Annotated in this window: 13 protein-coding genes and 1 riboswitch; of the genes, 5 read left to right on the plus strand and 8 right to left on the minus strand. The window is 71.8% G+C overall.

Translation table 11 applies throughout. From position 1 onward, the window contains the following. Positions 1–110 precede the first annotated feature (110 nt). The 3 genes from J5X86_RS40205 to J5X86_RS40215 form a co-directional block, all read right to left on the minus strand. The gene (locus tag J5X86_RS40205) at positions 111–905 is read right to left on the minus strand and encodes a M23 family metallopeptidase (RefSeq protein WP_208521583.1); all 795 of its coding nucleotides are present in this window, start codon (positions 903–905) and stop codon (positions 111–113) included. A 14-nt stretch (positions 906–919) separates the two neighbouring features. Continuing rightward, positions 920–1,083, minus strand: a riboswitch (cyclic di-AMP (ydaO/yuaA leader). A gap of 297 nt (positions 1,084–1,380) precedes the next feature. Continuing rightward, positions 1,381–2,787: a pitrilysin family protein gene (locus tag J5X86_RS40210; RefSeq protein WP_208521584.1), complete on the minus strand. Its 1,407-nt coding sequence runs from the start codon at positions 2,785–2,787 to the stop codon at positions 1,381–1,383. Beyond that, positions 2,784–4,154 (minus strand): pitrilysin family protein, encoded by a 1,371-nt coding sequence (locus tag J5X86_RS40215; protein WP_208521585.1) that lies wholly within the window; start codon positions 4,152–4,154, stop codon positions 2,784–2,786. The genes J5X86_RS40210 and J5X86_RS40215 overlap by 4 nt, the downstream gene beginning before the upstream one ends. Before the next feature lie 313 nt (positions 4,155–4,467). On the opposite strand from J5X86_RS40215, the gene J5X86_RS40220 reads away from it, so the two are divergent. Beyond that, positions 4,468–6,921, plus strand: coding sequence for a DNA topoisomerase (ATP-hydrolyzing) subunit A (locus J5X86_RS40220; RefSeq protein ID WP_208521586.1), 2,454 nt, complete (start codon positions 4,468–4,470; stop codon positions 6,919–6,921). Between the two features lie 270 nt (positions 6,922–7,191). On the opposite strand, the gene J5X86_RS40225 is transcribed toward J5X86_RS40220, so the two are convergent. After that, on the minus strand, positions 7,192–7,518 hold the full coding sequence (locus J5X86_RS40225; protein WP_243982712.1) for a tetratricopeptide repeat protein: 327 nt from the start codon (positions 7,516–7,518) through the stop codon (positions 7,192–7,194). Positions 7,519–7,821: 303 nt separating this feature from the next. On the opposite strand from J5X86_RS40225, the gene J5X86_RS40230 reads away from it, so the two are divergent. From J5X86_RS40230 to J5X86_RS40240, 3 genes are all read left to right on the plus strand, one after another. Next, complete coding sequence (locus tag J5X86_RS40230; protein WP_208521588.1) at positions 7,822–8,796, plus strand: sucrase ferredoxin; 975 nt, start codon at positions 7,822–7,824, stop codon at positions 8,794–8,796. A gap of 141 nt (positions 8,797–8,937) precedes the next feature. Beyond that, positions 8,938–10,608 (plus strand): sensor histidine kinase, encoded by a 1,671-nt coding sequence (locus J5X86_RS40235; RefSeq protein ID WP_208521589.1) that lies wholly within the window; start codon positions 8,938–8,940, stop codon positions 10,606–10,608. Further along, positions 10,605–11,306: a response regulator gene (locus tag J5X86_RS40240; RefSeq protein ID WP_208521590.1), complete on the plus strand. Its 702-nt coding sequence runs from the start codon at positions 10,605–10,607 to the stop codon at positions 11,304–11,306. Before J5X86_RS40235 ends, J5X86_RS40240 begins: the two co-directional genes overlap by 4 nt. Positions 11,307–11,329: 23 nt before the next feature. Here J5X86_RS40240 and J5X86_RS40245 read toward each other — a convergent pair whose 3' ends face one another. The 3 genes from J5X86_RS40245 to J5X86_RS40255 form a co-directional block, all read right to left on the minus strand. After that, entirely contained in the window at positions 11,330–12,937 is a 1,608-nt protein-coding gene (locus tag J5X86_RS40245) for a cation acetate symporter (protein WP_208521591.1), read from the minus strand. Continuing rightward, on the minus strand, positions 12,934–13,386 hold the full coding sequence (locus tag J5X86_RS40250; RefSeq protein ID WP_208521592.1) for a DUF485 domain-containing protein: 453 nt from the start codon (positions 13,384–13,386) through the stop codon (positions 12,934–12,936). Before J5X86_RS40250 ends, J5X86_RS40245 begins: the two co-directional genes overlap by 4 nt. Before the next feature lie 220 nt (positions 13,387–13,606). After that, positions 13,607–15,730 carry a type IIA DNA topoisomerase subunit B gene (locus tag J5X86_RS40255; RefSeq protein WP_208521593.1) on the minus strand — a complete coding sequence of 708 codons (2,124 nt, stop codon included), beginning with the start codon at positions 15,728–15,730 and terminating at the stop codon, positions 13,607–13,609. A gap of 441 nt (positions 15,731–16,171) precedes the next feature. Here J5X86_RS40255 and J5X86_RS40260 point away from each other — a divergent pair, with 441 nt between their 5' ends. Continuing rightward, the gene (locus tag J5X86_RS40260) at positions 16,172–16,402 is read left to right on the plus strand and encodes a hypothetical protein (protein ID WP_030842698.1); all 231 of its coding nucleotides are present in this window, start codon (positions 16,172–16,174) and stop codon (positions 16,400–16,402) included. Positions 16,403–16,566: 164 nt separating this feature from the next. Here J5X86_RS40260 and J5X86_RS40265 read toward each other — a convergent pair whose 3' ends face one another. Continuing rightward, on the minus strand, positions 16,567–17,397 hold the full coding sequence (locus tag J5X86_RS40265) for a trypsin-like serine protease (RefSeq protein ID WP_208521594.1): 831 nt from the start codon (positions 17,395–17,397) through the stop codon (positions 16,567–16,569). Between the last annotated feature and the right edge of the window lie 119 nt (positions 17,398–17,516).

Genomic DNA, 17,516 nt, shown 5'->3' on the forward strand with positions numbered 1-17,516 from the left:
ATGGATATTTTTTGGTCAGCCGGCGGCGCGGCACGCCGAAGGCCCCGTCCGGGGGACGGGGCCTTCTCGGATTCTCGCGGGACCGCGGGCGTGCGCGGAGTCCCGCGAGGTCAGACGTTGACGCCGTGCGAGCGCAGATACGCCAGGGGGTCGATGTCCGAGCCGTAGTCCGGGCTGGTGCGGGCCTCGAAGTGCAGATGCGGTCCGGTGACGTTGCCGGTGGCGCCCGACAGGCCGATCTGCTGGCCGGGGGTGACCTTCTGGCCGACCGAGACGCTGATCGACGACAGGTGGCCGTACTGGGTGTAGGTGCCGTCGTTCATCTTGATGACGACGTTGTTGCCGTAGGAGCCGCCCCAGCCCGCCTCGACGATCTCGCCCATGCCCACGGAGTGCACCGAGGTGCCGGAGGAGGCGTGGAAGTCGATGCCGGTGTGGCTGCCGGAGGACCACAGACCGCTGGCCGCCTCGTAGCCGGTGGAGACGTAGGAGCCGCCGATCGGCGTCTCGAAGGTGTTGAGGCGCTTGCGCTCGGCCTCGCGCGCCGCGCGCTCCTTGGCCTCGCGCTCGGCCTTGGCCTTCTTCGCCGCGGCCTCCGCCTTTCTGGCGGCCTCCTGGCGGGCGATCGCCTCCGCCTTGGCCTTGGCGGCGGCCTGCTCGGCGGCGGTCTCCTGGGACTGCGCCTGGGCCTCGATGTGGTCCGCGATCCCGTCGCCGATCACGATCGCCTGGGTCAGACCGGTCTGCTGGGGGCTGGGGCCGGTGTCGGCCGCGAACGCCTGTCCGGTGATCCCGGCGACGACGCCCGAGGCGACGGTGGTGATGCCCACGACGTTCGCGCCGGTGCGGACGTTGATCTTGGTGGTGCGGCGGTGTTTCCCGGTGGCAGTGCGGGTGGACGCCATGCTGAGGCGCACTCCTTTCCTTCCTTCTCGCCTACCGGGTTAGCTGACGGGTTCGGAGCAGGAAGGTCTCCTACGGACTCCTCCCCCGGCCGGGGAAGGCGCCCGATTCACCCCTGGGGACGTGTGGGTCCCCGGCTCCCCTGGCTCGCGCCGTACGGGGACTCGGCGATGACTGTCCGTGCCGCGGGTGCGGCGGGTTGCTGGCGAACAGCCGGACTGACGCTAAACGGGCCCGCTTTCGATCACCAAACGGTTCCGGTTTTTTGTTGCTCTCGCCACAAACCAAACAAGCTGTCACTCCCGCAAATCGGGCATGAAGGAAGGACCCCGGCACCTTTACGGGGCCAGGGTCCTTCCGCTGTGAGCTCGTTGACGGGACCGGCTGCCGGATCGTCAGCGGACCCGGATCGTCAGTGAGCCGGCCGGATCGCCGGTTCTTGGTCCGGATCCGGCCAACCGGCCAACTCCGGGCGGCTCAGCCGGAGATGACGCGCACCTCGCCGATGCCCAGCGCCCGGACCGGCTCCTCGATCGCCGAGGCGTCCCCGACCAGCACCGTGACCAGCCGGTCCGCCGGGAAGGCGGACACCACCGCAGCGGTCGCCTCCACCGTGCCGGTCTCCGCGAGGCGGGCGTACAACTGCGCCTGGAAATCGTCCGGAAGGTGCTGCTCGACCTGGTCGGCGAGAGTGCCCGCGACGGACGCCGCCGTCTCGTACTTCAGCGGGGCGACGCCCACCAGGTTCTGCACCGCGACATCGCGCTCCTCGTCGGTGAGCCCCTCCTCCTTCAGCGTGCGCAGCACCTTCCAGAGGTCCTCCAGCGCGGGCCCGGTGACCTCGGTGGCCACCGAGCCGCTGATCGCCAGCATGGCGGCGCCCGCGGAGCCGCCCGAGGGCGCCGGGGGCGCGGAGCGCAGCACCTGGCCGAAGGCGCGCACCCCGTAGGTGTAGCCCTTCTCCTCGCGCAGCACACGGTCGAGGCGGGAGGTGAGGGTGCCGCCGAGGCAGTACGTGCCGAGCACCTGCGCGGGCCAGACCCGGTCATGGCGGTCGGCGCCGACGCGCCCGATGAGCAGCTGGGTCTGCACCGCGCCAGGCCGGTCGACGATCACCACACGGCCGAGGTCGTCCGCGACGATCGGGGGAACCGTGCGCGGCGCGCCCGCCCCACCCGTCCAGGCGCCCAGGGTGTCGGCGAGCGCCCCGTCGAGGTCGACCCCGGTGAGGTCGCCCACGATGACGGCGGTCGCGGTGGAGGGGCGGACATGCGCCTCGTAGAAGGCCCGCACGGCCGCGGCGTCGATGCCCTCGATGGTCTCCTGGGTGCCCTGGCGCGGCCGGGACATCCGCGATTCGGCCGGGAAGAGGGCCGCGGAGAGGGCCATCGAGGCGCGGCGGGCCGGATTGGCCAGCTCATGGGGGATCTCGTCCAGCCGGTTGCGCACCAGCCGCTCGACCTCGCCGTCCGGGAAGGCGGGGGCGCGCAGTGCGTCGGCCAGCAGTCCGAGCGCCTTGGGCAGCCGGGAGACCGGGACCTCCAGGGAGACGCGGAGGCCGGGGTGGTCGGCATACGCATCCAGCGTGGCGCCGCAGCGCTCGAGCTCGGCGGCGAACTCCTCGGCGTCGTGCTTGTCGGTGCCCTCCGACAGGGCGCGCGCCATGATCGTGGCGACGCCTTCGAGCCCGGCCGGCTCGGCGTCCAGCGGCGCCTCCAGATTGATCTCGACGGCGACGACCTGCTGGCCGGGGCGGTGACAGCGCAGCACCGTAAGGCCGTTGGGCAGCTCACCGCGCTCGGGGGCCGGGAACGCCCACGGCTTGGGCGCACCGCCCTTGGGCTGCGGGTGGAAGGTCATGGTCGCGGTGACGGCGTCGCTCACTGGGCCGCCTCCCCTTCTGCGTCGGTCTCGGCGGCTTCGGCGGTGTCGGCTGCGTCCTCGGCGCCCTGGAGGGGCTCGTAGACCAGCACGGCGCGGTTGTCGGGGCGCAGCCGCGCCGCGGCCACGGCCCGCACCTCCTCGGCGGTGATGTCGAGCACCCGCTCCACGGCGGTCAGCGCCAGCTGCGGGTCGCCGAAGAGCACGGCGTACCGGCAGAGCTCGTCGGCCCGGCCACCGACCGTGGCCAGCCGGTCCAGCCACTCGCGCTCGATCTGCGCCTGCGCCCGCTCCATCTCCTGCGGGGTCGGCCCCTCCTCGGCGAAGCGGGCCAGCTCCTCGTCCACGGCGGTCTCGATGGCCGGCACCTCGACACCGCCGGAGGTCTTCACGTCCAGCCAGCCCAGCGAGGGGGCGCCGGACAGCCGCAGCAGGCCGAATCCGGCGGCCACGGCGGTGCGGTCGCGGCGCACCAGGCGGTTGTGGAGCCGGGAGGACTCCCCGCCGCCGAGGACGGTCAGCGCCAGATCGGCGGCGTCGGCCTCACGGGTGCCGTCGTGCGGCAGCCGGTAGGCGGCCATCAGGGCACGGGCCGGGACCTCCTCCTCCACGACCTCGCGCAGCTGGTCGCCGATCACCTCCGGGAGCGTGCCGTCGCGGGGCGGCCGCTTGCCGTCGTGGGAGGGAATGGAGCCGAAGTACTTCTCGATCCAGGCGAGCGTCTGCTCGGGGTCGATGTCGCCGACGATCGACAGCACGGCGTTGTTCGGGGCGTAGTAGGTGCGGAAGAACTCCCGCGCGTCCTCCAGGGAGGCCGCGTCCAGATCGGCCATGGAGCCGATCGGGGTGTGGTGGTACGGGTGGCCCTCGGGGTACGCCATGGAGACGAGCTTCTCGAAGGCGGTGCCGTACGGGACGTTGTCGTACCGCTGGCGGCGCTCGTTCTTGACGACGTCGCGCTGGTTCTCCAGGCTCTCCTCGTCCAGCGCGGTCAGGAGGGACCCCATCCGGTCGGCCTCCAGCCACAGGGCGAGCTCGACCTGGTGGGCGGGCATGGTCTCGAAGTAATTGGTGCGCTCGAAGCTGGTCGTGCCGTTGAGCGAGCCGCCGGCCCCCTGCACCAGCTCGAAGTGGCCGTTGCCGGTCACCTGCGCCGAGCCCTGGAACATCAGGTGCTCGAAGAGGTGAGCCAGGCCGGTGCGCCCCTTGACCTCATGGCGCGAGCCGACGTCGTACCACAGACAGACCGCGGCGACCGGGGTCAGATGGTCCTCGGAGAGCACCACGCGCAGGCCATTGGCCAGGCGGTGCTCGGTCGCTTTCAGGCCGCCGGAGCCGGCCTGCTGCGTGGCCGTGTGACCCATGGGCATGTACGTCCCTTCGATCGCGTGATGGAGCGCGTGCCAGCCGCATGCGCAGCGCTTCTGTCACTGTATGCAAGGGGACGGACATCTGGCGAAGTTCCGGTCCGTTCCCGTCCTCCCGAGCTGCCGCGAACCGTTTCCGCAGCCTCTCCGGCGCCGCGCGGCGCCCTTCGAGGGGCCGTCACACGGGGCCGCCGGACCCGGTTTCGGGACCCGCTCCGGCCCTTGCGACCCCGGGCCGTTCCACACTTGTCGGCGGCCCGGGCCACAATGGTCCGCGTCAGATCCCGCATCGGCAGTTGAAGGAGCCGCAAGCGCGATGGCCCGCCGCAGCACGAAGACCCCGCCGCCGGACGACTTCGAGGAGCGCATCCTCGACATCGACGTCGTCGACGAGATGCAGGGCTCCTACCTCGAGTACGCCTACTCGGTCATCTACTCGCGCGCGCTGCCCGACGCCCGAGACGGGCTGAAGCCCGTGCACCGCCGCATCCTCTACCAGATGAACGAGATGGGGCTGCGCCCCGAGCGCGGCTTCGTCAAGTGCGCCCGCGTCGTCGGTGAGGTGATGGGAAAGCTCCATCCGCACGGCGACGCGTCGATCTATGACGCGCTGGTGCGCATGGCGCAGCCGTTCTCCATGCGCCTGCCGATGGTCGACGGCCACGGGAACTTCGGCTCCCTGGGCAACGACGACCCGCCCGCCGCGATGCGGTACACCGAGTGCCGGATGGCGTCGGCGACCTCGCTGATGACGGAGTCGATCGACGAGGAAACGGTCGACTTCTCACCGAACTACGACGGCAGTGAGCAGGAGCCGGTCACCCTCCCCGCCGCCTATCCGAACCTGCTGGTCAACGGCACGTCCGGGATCGCGGTCGGCATGGCGACCAATATGCCGCCGCACAACCTCGGCGAGGTCATCGCCGCCGCCCGCCATCTCATCAGGCACCCGGGCGCGGACCTCGACACCCTGATGCGCCATGTGCCGGGCCCCGATCTGCCGACCGGTGGCCGGATCGTCGGCATGAGCGGCGTCCGGGACGCGTACGAGACCGGGCGCGGCACCTTCAAGATCCGCGCCACGGTGGCCGTGGAGGACGTGACGCCCCGCCGCAAGGGCCTGGTCGTCACCGAGCTGCCCTTCGCCGTGGGACCCGAGAAGGTCATCTCCAAGATCAAGGACATGGTCGGCGCGAAGAAGCTGCAGGGCATCGCGGACGTCAAGGACCTCACCGACCGCGAGCACGGGCTGCGGCTGGTCATCGAGATCAAGAACGGCTTCAACCCCGAGGCCGTGCTGGAGCAGCTCTACAAGCTCACGCCGATGGAGGAGTCCTTCGGCATCAACAACGTGGCGCTGGTGGACGGCCAGCCGCTCACGCTGGGGCTGAAGGAGCTGCTGGAGGTCTATCTCGACCACCGCTTCAACGTGGTCCGGCGGCGCAGCGAGTTCCGGCGTACCAAGCGGCGCAACCGGCTGCACCTGGTCGAGGGTCTGCTGGTGGCCCTCCTCGACATCGACGAGGTCATCCGCCTCATCCGGCAGAGCGACAACGCGGCGGAGGCCAAGCGGTCCCTCATCGAGCGCTTCGGCCTCTCCGAGGTCCAGACGCAGTACATCCTGGACACTCCGCTGCGCCGGCTGACCAAGTTCGACCGGCTGGAGCTGGAGTCGGAGCGCGACCGGCTCAACACCGAGATCGAGGAGCTGACCCGGATCCTCGACTCCGACGCCGAGCTGCGCAAGCTGGTCTCCGGCGAACTGGCCACGGTGGCCAAGAAGTTCGGCACCCCGCGCCGGACGGTGCTGCTGGAGTCGTCGAACGCACCGGTGACCGCGGTGCCGCTGGAGGTCGCGGACGACCCCTGCCGGGTGCTGCTGTCCTCCACCGGGCTGCTGGCCCGTACCGCCGACGGCGAGCCGTTCCCGGTCGAGGGGAAGGCCAAGCGCGCCAAGCACGATGTGATCCTCTCGGCGGTCCCGGCGACGGCCCGGGGATCCGTGGGGGCGGTGACCTCGACCGGGCGGCTGCTGCGGCTCACGGTGATCGACCTCCCGATGCTCCCGGAGTCGGCCGGGCCGCCCAATCTGGCGGGAGGAGCGCCCATCGCCGAGTTCCTCTCCCTGGAGGAGGGCGAGGAGCTGATCTGCCTCACCACCCTGGACGAGTCCTCACCGGGGCTCGCGATCGGCACGGAGCAGGGCGTTGTCAAACGCGTGGTCCCCGACTACCCGGCCAACAAGGACGAGTTGGAGGTCATCGGCCTCAAGGAGGGCGACCGGATCGTGGGCGCGGTGGAACTGCGCACCGGCGAGGAGGATCTGGTCTTCATCACCGACGACGCCCAGCTGCTGCGCTACGCGGCGAGCCAAGTGCGGCCGCAGGGACGCGCCGCGGGCGGTATGGCGGGCGTCAAGCTCGCCTCCGGCGCCAAGGTGATCTCGTTCACGGCCGTCGACCCGGCGAGCGACGCGGTGGTCTTCACGATCGCGGGCTCGAGCGGCACGCTCGATGACTCGGTACAGCAGTCGGCCAAGCTCACCCCCTTCGACCAGTACCCGCGCAAGGGCCGGGCCACGGGCGGGGTGCGCTGCCAGCGGTTCCTGAAGGGCGAGGACATCCTGGTCCTGGCCTGGGCGGGCGCGACCCCGGCCCGCGCGGCGGGGGCGAACGGAACCCCGGCGGCGCTGCCGGAGATCGACCCGCGCCGGGACGGCTCGGGTGAGCCGCTCGCCAAGCCGGTGACGGTGGTGGCCGGGCCGGTGTAGCCCGGCACGAACAGGACGAGCGCGCAGCAGGGGCGCGGCACCGCGAGGGTGCCGCGCCCCTTGCCGTTCACGGGCCCCTGCGGCTTTCGCGGGCACCCTCACCGTTCACAGGCCCCCGCGGCGTTCACAGGCCCCCGCGGCGTTCACGGGCGCCCACGGCGTTCACAGGCACCCGCGCCGATCACTCCCCTGGCCCCGGCGCCCTGGGACGGCGGAAGGCTTACGGAAGGCCCCGACCCTCGCGGGCGGCGGAAGGTCACGGCACACGTGTCAGTGGCCGCTGCCGTTGCGCCGGGCGCGCAGCTGCCGGAGGGCGAGGCGCGCACCGGCGTGGCCGCGGTCCGCCGCCCGCCGGAAGTGCCGCTCCGCCTCGGCCAGCTCACCGCGGTCCAGGTGGACGGTGCCGAGCACCACCATGGCCGAGAGGTCACCCGTCGCGGCGGCCTTGCCGAGCCAGTGGACCGCCTCGGCGTACGCGCCCCGCTCGCCCAGCCCGATGCCGTAGACGGTCATCCCCCGCGGATCACCGGCCTCGGCCGCCTTACGGGCGAGCGATTCGGGAATCGGCCGCCCCTCGTCGTAGGCCGCCCTCACCATCGCCCTCAGCCCGGGGTCCAGCGAGCGCGCCCCGCGTCTCCCCCGGCGCCTGCGCCATCGCGCCCATAAACCGCCCATATCCGCCCCCTCCACCCCCGAAGCGCCATTGTCGCGCCTGGCTCCCACCCCATGGAACGGCAGGCACACGGCGGGATGCGGACTGCCACCCTCCGCCGCTTGCGGACCGTAAGGCGCCCATGCGGCTCCCGCCGCTCGTTCTTCCGGGGGCTCCGGTGCGCACGCACGGCGCGCGCTCACGGCTCCGGCGCGCACTATCGATCAAGAGAGGTTAGGCTTACCTTCGTGAGCACGTGCGCGACCGCTTCCCGCGACCTGTCCGAGCCGCTCGCCGGGACGGCGGCCACCGCCCCCACCTGGCTGCTGGTGGAACAGCCCGGGCCCTGGGGCACCGAGGCCCTCACCGCCAGCAGGCTCGACAGGGCCCTCGGACGCGCGCTGGAGCACGCCACCGAGGACACCGGCGTACGGGTCGCGCTGATCCGCCGCCCCGGCCGTCACGCCGATCTGCACACCGGCGCGCGGCACCGGGTCTTCGTGGCCCACACCCGGCCCGGCCGCTCCTGGATCCGCACCACCGCCCTCGACGACCCCGCACGGCTGCTCGGCCTGGACTTCGCCGCGCTGGGCGCGGGCGACCCCGGCGGGCTCACCCTGCGCCCCCACGACCCCGCGGCCTGGGAGGAGTACACCGGCGATCCGCTGGTGCTGGTGTGCACCAACGGCAAGCGCGACCGCTGCTGCGCCCTCCTCGGCCGCCCGCTGGCCGGTGAGCTGGCCGCCTCCGGTGTCCACGGCACCTGGGAGATCACTCATATCGGCGGCCATCGCTTCTCCCCCACCCTCGTCGTGCTGCCGCACGGCTACACCTACGGCCGTGCCACCGCGCAAGGCGTCAAGGACGTCATCGAGGCGCTGCGGCAGGGCCGGGTGGTCACCGAGGGCTGCCGTGGCCGCTCCGCCTGGGAGCGCCCCGGCCAGGCGGCGGAGCTGGCCGTCCGCGAGCTGACCGGCGAGGACGGGGCGGACGCGCTGACCGTCGCGGGGACCGAGGGCGAGGCCCCGGTCTGGTCGGTGACCGTCGCGCACCGCGACGGCCGGGCCTGGCGGGTGAGCGTCGCGCAGGTCGCCACGGCGCCGCCGCGGCCGGAGAGCTGCGGCTTGCCGCTGGGCTCCCCGGCCCGGATGGAGGTCGTCGGGATCCGGGCCGCGAGGCAGCCCGCGCATGGCGTACGGGCGATGGCCGCCGGCCGCCTCTGAGCCCACGCCCCGCGCCCGTGGCACTCCGAGATCGCCGCCCCTCTCTGACACGCCATGCCACCCCGGGATCGCCGCTCCCGGCCCCCTCCCCGGGGTCCTGACGCGGCCCCTCCGGCCCGCCCTTGGTTACCCTTCGTTGCCATGAGCGCCGCGATACCGCCGGGGCAGACAGCCACGGCCACAAGGTGGCGCATCGGCTGGCCCCGACGCGTCTTCTCCCAGGTCCTGCTGATGCAGCTGGCCATCGCCACGGGTGTCACCGTGCTCGCGACCGGCCTCTTCCTCGCGCCGCTCAGCGACCACCTCGACGACCAGGCCATGCGCCGCGCCCTCGCCATCGCCCAGACCACGGCCGCCGAGCCCCGGCTGGCCGAGGCGCTCCAGCACACCCGGCCCACCCCCGACGGACCCGTGCAGACCGAGGCGGAGCGCATCCGCCGGGCGACCGGCGCCGAATACGTCGTGATCATGGATCGGCGCGGGGTGCGCTGGTCGCACACCTCCCCGGGCGAGATCGGGAAGCATGTCTCCACCGACCCCACCGACGCCATCGAGGGCCGGGAGATCATGGAGATCGACGAGGGCACCCTCGGCCGCTCGGCCCGCGGCAAGGTGCCGCTGCGCGCCGAGAGCGGCCGTATCGTGGGCGCCGTCTCGGTGGGCATCTCCTACGAGAGCGTGCGCGCCCGGCTCGTCGCCTCGGTCCCGGAGATGCTCGCCTACGCGGGCGGCGCGCTCGCCGTCGGCGCCCTGGCGGCGTATGTGGTCGCCCGCCGGCTCCAGCGACGCACCCATGATCTGGCCTTCTCCGATATCTCCGCGCTGCTCGCCGAGCGCGAGGCGATGCTCCACGGCATCCGGGAAGGCGTCGTCGCCCTCGACGCCCACGGCCGCATCCGGCTGGTCAACGACGAGGCGCAGCGGCTGCTGGATCTGTGCCCCGAGGACACCGGCCGGCCCCTGGAGGCGGTGCTCGCCCCGGGCCGTACGACCGGTGTGCTGTCCGGCCGGGTCACCGGCGCCGATCTGCTGACCGTCAGCGGCGGCCGGGTGCTGGTCGCCAACCGGATGCCGACGGACGACGGCGGTGCGGTGGTCACTCTCCGCGACCGCACCGAACTGGAGCGGCTGGGCCGCGAGCTGGACGGCACCCGGGGGCTGATCGACGCCCTGCGGGCGCAGGACCATGAGCACGCCAACCGGATGCACACCCTCCTGGGCCTGCTCGAACTCGAACTGCACGACGAGGCGGTGGAGTTCATCACCGAGGCGATCGGGGTGCACCGGGCCACCGCCGAGCAGGTCACCGAGCGGGTGCACGATCCGCTGCTGGCCTCCCTGCTGGTCGGCAAGGCCACGGTCGCCACCGAACGCGGGGTCTCGCTGTCCGTCGCCGAGGACAGCCTGCTGCCCAACCGGCTGGTGGACCCGCCGGGGCTGGTGACGATCGTCGGCAATCTCATCGACAACGCCCTGGACGCGGCGGTCGGTTCGCGGGAACCGCACGTCGAGGTGGAGCTGTGCGCGGACGACCGTACGGTGCTGCTGCGGGTGTCCGACACCGGCCCCGGGATCCCCGCCGACCGGCGCGATGTGGTCTTCACCGAGGGCTGGTCGACCAAGGAGCCGCCCGCGCACGGCAAACGCGGCATAGGGCTCGCGCTGGTCCGCCGCCTGGCCGGACGCCAGGGTGGCAGCGTCCGCGTGTCCGACCGCGAGGGCGGGGGCGCGGAGTTCACCGTCGTCCTCCCCGAGGCACTGACCGAACAGCCGGCCGGGACGCCGCTGACCGCGACAGGAGAGCCGCGATGACCCTTGGATCCGGACCGGGCGGACTCCTGGAGGTGCTGGTCGTGGACGACGACGTCCGGGTGGCCCGGGTCAACGCCGCGTACGTCGGAAAGGTGGCCGGTTTCCGTGTCGCGGGGCAGGCGCACTCCGCCGCCGAGGCGCTGGCCGTCCTGGAGACCACCCCCGTCGACCTGGTGCTGCTCGACCACTATCTGCCGGATGAGACGGGGCTGTCGCTGGTGCGGCGGCTGCGGCAGCTCGGCCACCACACCGACATCATCATGGTGACCGCGGCCCGCGATATCGCGACCGTCCAGGCGGCGATGCGCCATGGTGCGCTGCAGTACCTGGTCAAGCCCTTCACCTTCGCGGGGCTGCGCGCCAAGTTGGGGGGGTACGCGGCGCTGCGCCGTGCGCTGGAGGGCGACGGCGAGGCCGGACAGGACCAGGTGGACCGGATCTTCGGCGCCCTGGGCGGCGCCTCGGCCGGCCCCGCCGAGCTGCCCAAGGGCCACTCGGCACTCACCGCCGATCTCGTACGGGAGGTGCTGCGGGGCGCCGAGGGCCCGCTGTCCGCGCAGGAGGTGGCCGAGCGCTCCTCGCTCAGCCGGCAGACCGCGCAGCGCTATCTGAAGCTGCTGGAGCGCACCGGGCGGGTGCGGCTCAGCCTCAAATACGGCGAGACCGGCCGTCCCGAGCACCGGTATGTGTGGGTCTGAGCCCCGCCCTTAACCCCTGCCCGTCAGGCCGCGCCCGCCCCGGTGAGGGCCCGCACCTCCGTCTCGGCGTGCTTGGCGGCATGGCCGGGGACGTCGGCGGGCGCGGGTGAGGTGACCGTCCCGAGCCAGCCCGCGAGGAACCCGAGGGGCACCGAGACCAGGCCCGGGTTCTGCAGCGGGAAGAGGTGGAAGTCCACCCCCGAGAAGATCGCGTGCGGGCCACCGGAGACCACCGGGGAGAGCACCACCAGCACCACCGCCGGAAGCAGCCCCCCGTAGACCGACCACACCGCGCCGCGCGCGGTGAACCGCCGCCAGAACAGCGAGTACAGCAGCACCGGGAGGTTCGCCGACGCGGCGGCGGCGAACGCGAGCCCCACCAGGAACGCCACATTGAGGTCGTCGGCGAGCAGCCCGAGCCCGATCGCGGCCGCCCCGATGCCCACCGCGGCGATCCGCGCGACCACCACTTCGCCGCGCGGTGTGCGGCCCGCCCGTCGGCTCAGCGAGCCATACAGGTCATGGGCGACGGAGGCCGAGGAGGCGAGGGTGATCCCGGCGACGACGGCGAGGATGGTGGCGAAGGCGATGGCGGCGACGACCGCGAACAGCACCGTGCCCCCGGTCGATCCGGCGCCGCCGCCGAGGTCGAGCGCGAGCAGCGGAACGGCCGTGTTCCCGGCCGCGTTGGAAGCCCGTACGGCGTCGGTGCCCAGCACGGCGGCCGCGCCGAAGCCGAGCACGATCGTCATCAGGTAGAAGCCGCCGATCAGCCCGATGGACCAGATCACCGAGCGGCGGGCGGCGCGGGCGGTGGGCACGGTGTAGAAGCGCGAGAGGATGTGCGGCAGCCCGGCGGTGCCCAGCACCAGGGCCAGGCCGAGGCTCACGAAGTCCAGCCGGGCGGTCCAGCCGCCGCCGTATGTGAGGCCGGGGGCGAGGAAGTCCACGCCGTGTCCGCTGTTCCGCGCCGCGGTGCTGAGCAGGGCGTCGAGATCGCCGCGGAAGCGGATGAGCACCAGGGTGGTCAGCGCGATCGCCCCGCCCATCAGCAGCGCGGCCTTCACGATCTGGATCCAGGTCGTGGCCCGCATCCCGCCCAACGCCACGAAGACCACCATCAGGGTGCCCACGCCGATCACCGTCCAGGCGCGGGCACGGCCGCCCGTCTCCCCGATCAGCAGGGCGACCAGACTGCCCGCGCCGACCATCTGGGCCACGAGATAGAGCACACAGACCGTGACCGAGGAGACGCCCGCGGCGATCCGGACCGGGCGCTCCCGCATCCGGGCGGCCAGCACATCGGCCAGGGTGAACCGGCCGCAGTTGCGGACGAGTTCGGCCACCAGCAGCAGGACCACCAGCCAGGCCACGAAGAAGCCCACGCAGTAGAGCACCCCGTCGTAGCCGAAGAGCGCGATGAGCCCGGAGATGCCGAGGAAGGAGGCGGCGGACATGTAGTCACCCGCGATGGCGAACCCGTTCTCCATCGGGGAGAACAGCCGCCCACCCGCGTAGAACTCCTCCGGTGAGCCGTGCCGCCGGCGCCCCGCCCAGGTGGTGATCCCCAAGGTGGCCGCCACGAAGACGGCGAAGAGCAGCAGCGCCAGGCTCTGCTGATCGCCGGTCACCGGCCGCGCCCCCGCATCATCTCCTGCGTCACCCAGCGCAGTTCGAGCGCGACCCGGTCCCGGCGCAGCCGTGCGTGCCGGGCGTACGCCCAGGTCAGCAGGAAGGTGGTGGCGAACTGCCCGAGCCCCGCGACCATCGCCACATTGAGCGTGCCGACGACCGGGCGGGCCATCAGACCGGGGGCGGTGGTCGCCGCGACGACATAGGCGAGGTACCAGAGGAGGAACGCGGCTACCGCCGGGAACACGAACCGGCGGTAGCGCCGGCGCACCTCCTGGAAGGCGGCGCTGCCGTGCACCTCCGTGTAGACCTCCCGGGCGGCGGGCGGACGCGCGCGCCGAGCTCCGCTGTCCGTGTCGTCCGGCTCGCCCCAGCCGGACGCGAGCGTGTCGTACCACGGATCTTCCACCCGCGCCGCTCCCGTATCGCGAGCGTTGTGCATGTCCACCCCGAACACTCCTTGTTCACTGCCGCATTCGCCGCGTGACCAAGGATGGGCAGATCAGAAAGATCCAGGACCCTTCAATACCGGACGTTCACCCCATCAGGTGACTCAGGTGATGAACAGCCCGGAATCGGCACTCCAGGCGCGAGCCGGGCGGGAAAACGCCGACGGGGCCTCCCGGGTGGGAGACCCCGCCGAACCGGCCGCGGCGACAGGCCGGGCGTCAGACGTCGATGCGCGACCGGTCCAGAGTCGCCGCCGAGTTGGTGATGAACTCCTTACGGGGAGCGACCTCATTGCCCATGAGCAGGTCGAAGGCGCGCTCGGCGGCCTCCAGGTCGCTGATGTTGATGCGCCGCAGGGTGCGGTGGCGCGGGTCCATCGTGGTCTCCGCGAGCTGGTCGGCGTCCATCTCGCCCAGACCCTTGTAGCGCTGGATGCCGTCCTTGTAGCGGACCTCGCGGCGCTGGAGGTCCAGCAGCGTCTCCTGGAGCTCCTGGTCGGAGTAGGTGTAGACGTACTTGCTCTGCCCCCGCTTGGGGTTCACCAGCTCCACCCGGTGCAGCGGCGGCACCGCCGAGAAGACCCGTCCCTGCTCGACCATCGGCCGCATATAGCGCTGGAAGAGGGTCAGCAGCAGACAGCGGATGTGCGCGCCGTCGACATCGGCGTCGGCGAGGAAGATCACCTTGCCGTAGCGCGCCTGGTCGATGTCGAAGGTCCGGCCCGATCCGGCCCCTATCACCTGGATGATCGCGCCGCACTCGGCGTTCTTGAGCATGTCCGAGATCGACGACTTCTGCACATTCAGGATCTTGCCGCGGATCGGCAGCAGCGCCTGGAACTCGGAGTTCCGGGCCAGCTTGGCCGTACCCAGCGCCGAGTCCCCCTCGACGATGAACAGCTCGCTGCGGCCCACGTCGTCGCTGCGGCAGTCGGCCAGCTTCGCGGGCAGCGAGGAGGACTCCAGCGCGGTCTTACGGCGCTGCGCCTCCTTGTGCTGGCGGGCCGCGATGCGCGTACGGGCCGCGGCCACGACCTTCTCCAGGACGGCGCGGGCCTGCTGCTTGGCATCCCGCTTGGAGGAGGTCAGGAACTCCTTGAGCTCCTTGGAGACCACATTGGCCACGATCCGGGAGGCCGCCGAGGTGCCCAGCACCTCCTTGGTCTGGCCCTCGAACTGCGGCTCGGCCAGCCGGACGGTCACCACCGCCGTCAGGCCCTCCATGGCGTCGTCCTTGACGACGTCGTCCTCGGCGACGCGCAGCAGCTTGGCGGAGCGCAGCGCCTCGTTGACCGTCCTGGCGATCGCGCGCTCGAAGCCGGCGACGTGGGTGCCGCCCTTGGGGGTCGCGATGATGTTGACGAACGACTTCACGGTCGCGTCGTATCCGGTGCCCCACCGCAGCGCGATATCGACGCCCAGGTCGCGGGTGACCTCGGTCGGCGTCATATGGCCGCGCTCGTCGAGGACCGGCACGGTCTCCTTGAAGTTGCCCTGCCCGGACAGCCGCAGCACATCGCAGACGGCCTTGTCCTGGGCGAGGTACTCGCAGAACTCGCTGATGCCCCCGTCGTAACGGAAGGTCTCCTCGACCGGCCCCTCCCGCCCCTCCAGGGCCCGCTCGTCCCGGACGACCAGGGTCAGCCCCGGCACCAGGAACGCGGTCTGCCGGGCGCGGGCGTACAGCGTCTCCAGGGAGAGCTTGGCGTCCTTGAGGAAGATCTGGCGATCCGCCCAGTAGCGGATGCGGGTGCCGGTGCGGGTCTTGGGGACCCTCTTGCCCTTGAGGAGGCCGCTGGACGGGTCGAACGGGGCGTCCGGCCCGGATTCGGTGAAGATCCCGGGGACGCCGCGGCGGAAGCTGATCGCGTGGGTCTTGGCGTCGCGGTCCACCTCCACGTCGAGACGGGCGGACAGCGCGTTCACCACGGAGGCGCCGACGCCGTGCAGGCCGCCGGAGGCCGCGTACGAGCCGCCGCCGAACTTTCCGCCGGCGTGCAGCTTGGTCATCACGACCTCGACGCCGGACAGCCCTGTCTTGGGCTCGACGTCCACCGGGATCCCCCGGCCGTTGTCGCGCACCTCCACCGAGCCGTCGTCGTGGAGGATCACCTCGATGTGATCGCAGAAGCCGCCCAGGGCCTCGTCCACCGAGTTGTCGATGATCTCCCAGAGGCAGTGGCTGAGTCCACGGCTGTCGGTCGAGCCGATGTACATGCCAGGGCGCTTGCGCACTGCCTCGAGCCCCTCGAGGACGAGAAGGTGCCGCGCGGTGTAGTTGGAGCCGCCCCGGTCTGCTCCGGTCAGCAGCGCAGTGGACGGCACGGACGTGTCGGCGGTCACGCGGTTCGCTCCTCGCTGAATTTCTGGTTGGCCCAGCTGTGGGCACGATGGTGGCATGGTCGCCCGTCAGAGCGTACCGAGGCCTGATAGAGCCTTTGTGCCGCCACCCGTTGAAACGTCCATGCTAGTCGCACCGGCCACCGTTTCGCTCGTACGTTCGATACTTGACGGCGGTGACGCACACATCACGTTCCCTTTCAGGCATGAACCATTTAGGCTCCGGGCACGTCATCATTCACAACCGGCAACCCGGCCGGGAGCGTGAACCAGACAAACGACTCGATACACCAAAGCTAGGCAATACGGCTCATTCGCCGCCAAACGTCACCATCCGGCCTACTCAGAAGCAATTTTTGGGAAAAAGCCACGAGCGGGAACGATTTCAGGCTGGTTGGATGTTGACCCTGGTACGACAGCTCGTCGAGCTAGAGAAGAGGCGACGTGACTACTGTTCTGACCCCCGCGAGCCCGTTGACGGCCGCTGACCGCTGCGACCGCTGCGGCGCCCAGGCGTACCTGCGCGTGGTGCTGATCAGCGGTGGTGAACTGCTCTTCTGTGCCCATCACGGGCGCAAGTTCGAGCCGGAACTCAAGAAGATCGCCGCGGAAATACAGGACGAGACCGAGCGGCTCACCGCAGCTCCGGCGTCCGCGTCCGACGACGAACGCTGACGCCTCACACCCACGACGACGAGCGACGCCGGTTCAGGGCCGGATCCCGGGCGGTCTGCCCCCGAGTGGGGCGGCCGCCCACGCTCGTTTCGTGGGCCCGTCCGCACAACCCCACGGGCCCTCCGGGGCTCCCTCCAGAATCCACCGCCATCACGGGGCTCGCCTCAGCCATGGGCCGCCACCAGATCGGCCACCGCCGAAATCCTCGTGTAGACACCGGGCCGCCCCGCCTCAGCACATCCGCTGCCCCAGGACACCAGGCCCACCAGCCGCCCCCGGGCGACCAGCGGCCCTCCGCTGTCCCCCTGGCAGGCGTCCCGGCCCCCGTCCGGCACCCCCGCGCAGACCATGGACCGCGGGTCATAGTCCCCCTCCGCGTTGCCCGGATAGGCGCGCTCACAGACCGTGTCGGCCAGCACCTGCACGGACGCCGTGCGCAGCGCCGACGCATAGCTGCCATCGCCCTGCGTATCGCCCCAGCCGTACACCGCGGCCTTTTCCCCCGGCCGGTACGCCCGGTCGCCGCTGCCCGCCATGGGGATGGTGTAGGGCGCCGGCACCGCGACCCCCAGGGTGAGCACCGCGATGTCCCCGGCCCTGTTGTCGCCCTCGTACGCCGGATTGACCCACACGCGCGCCGTCGGGTACTCCACCCCGTCGCTCTTCCGCAGGTCATTGCGGCCGATGATCACCCTGAGGTCATTGACCTGCCGCCAGTCCATGCCGAGCACCCCACGGCTCAGACAGTGGGCCGCCGTGACGACCGTCGTGGGCCCCACCACCGCCCCGCCGCAGAACTGGCCCGACCTCTTCTCCCCGAAGAGCGCACGGCTGGCCAGGGCCACCGTCCAGGGCGCCTCGACCGTACGGGCCGGATGCCCGCCGATCACGACACGGTCGGCCGTCGCCGGAGCGGGCGCGGTGAGCACCATCGCGAGCGCGGCGGCCAGCGGCACCACCAGGACGACGAGGAGCGAGCGGAGCGACGTACGCATGCAGCCTCCTGACCATACGGAGCGTCTCGCACACTCAGAGTTACCCCCTATGTCGCAAACCGCATCCCGAGTGGGCCAAGCGGGGAACACGGCGCCGCGGCACCGCGAAGGCCGGGCCC

Source organism: Streptomyces sp. NEAU-YJ-81 (assembly GCF_017592595.1).
GTDB classification, from domain to species: Bacteria; Actinomycetota; Actinomycetes; order Streptomycetales; family Streptomycetaceae; genus Streptomyces; species Streptomyces hygroscopicus_B.

What these genes read in the sequence shown, in the direction of transcription:
- J5X86_RS40220 (WP_208521586.1), top strand. Translation starts at nt 4,468, where the DNA reads ATGGCCCGCCGCAGCACGAAGACCCCGCCGCCGGACGACTTCGAGGAG.
- J5X86_RS40225 (WP_243982712.1), bottom strand. Translation starts at nt 7,518, where the DNA reads ATGGTGAGGGCGGCCTACGACGAGGGGCGGCCGATTCCCGAATCGCTC.
- J5X86_RS40235 (WP_208521589.1), top strand. Translation starts at nt 8,938, where the DNA reads ATGAGCGCCGCGATACCGCCGGGGCAGACAGCCACGGCCACAAGGTGG.
- J5X86_RS40215 (WP_208521585.1), bottom strand. Translation starts at nt 4,154, where the DNA reads ATGCCCATGGGTCACACGGCCACGCAGCAGGCCGGCTCCGGCGGCCTG.
- J5X86_RS40205 (WP_208521583.1), bottom strand. Translation starts at nt 905, where the DNA reads ATGGCGTCCACCCGCACTGCCACCGGGAAACACCGCCGCACCACCAAG.
- J5X86_RS40240 (WP_208521590.1), top strand. Translation starts at nt 10,605, where the DNA reads ATGACCCTTGGATCCGGACCGGGCGGACTCCTGGAGGTGCTGGTCGTG.
- J5X86_RS40265 (WP_208521594.1), bottom strand. Translation starts at nt 17,397, where the DNA reads ATGCGTACGTCGCTCCGCTCGCTCCTCGTCGTCCTGGTGGTGCCGCTG.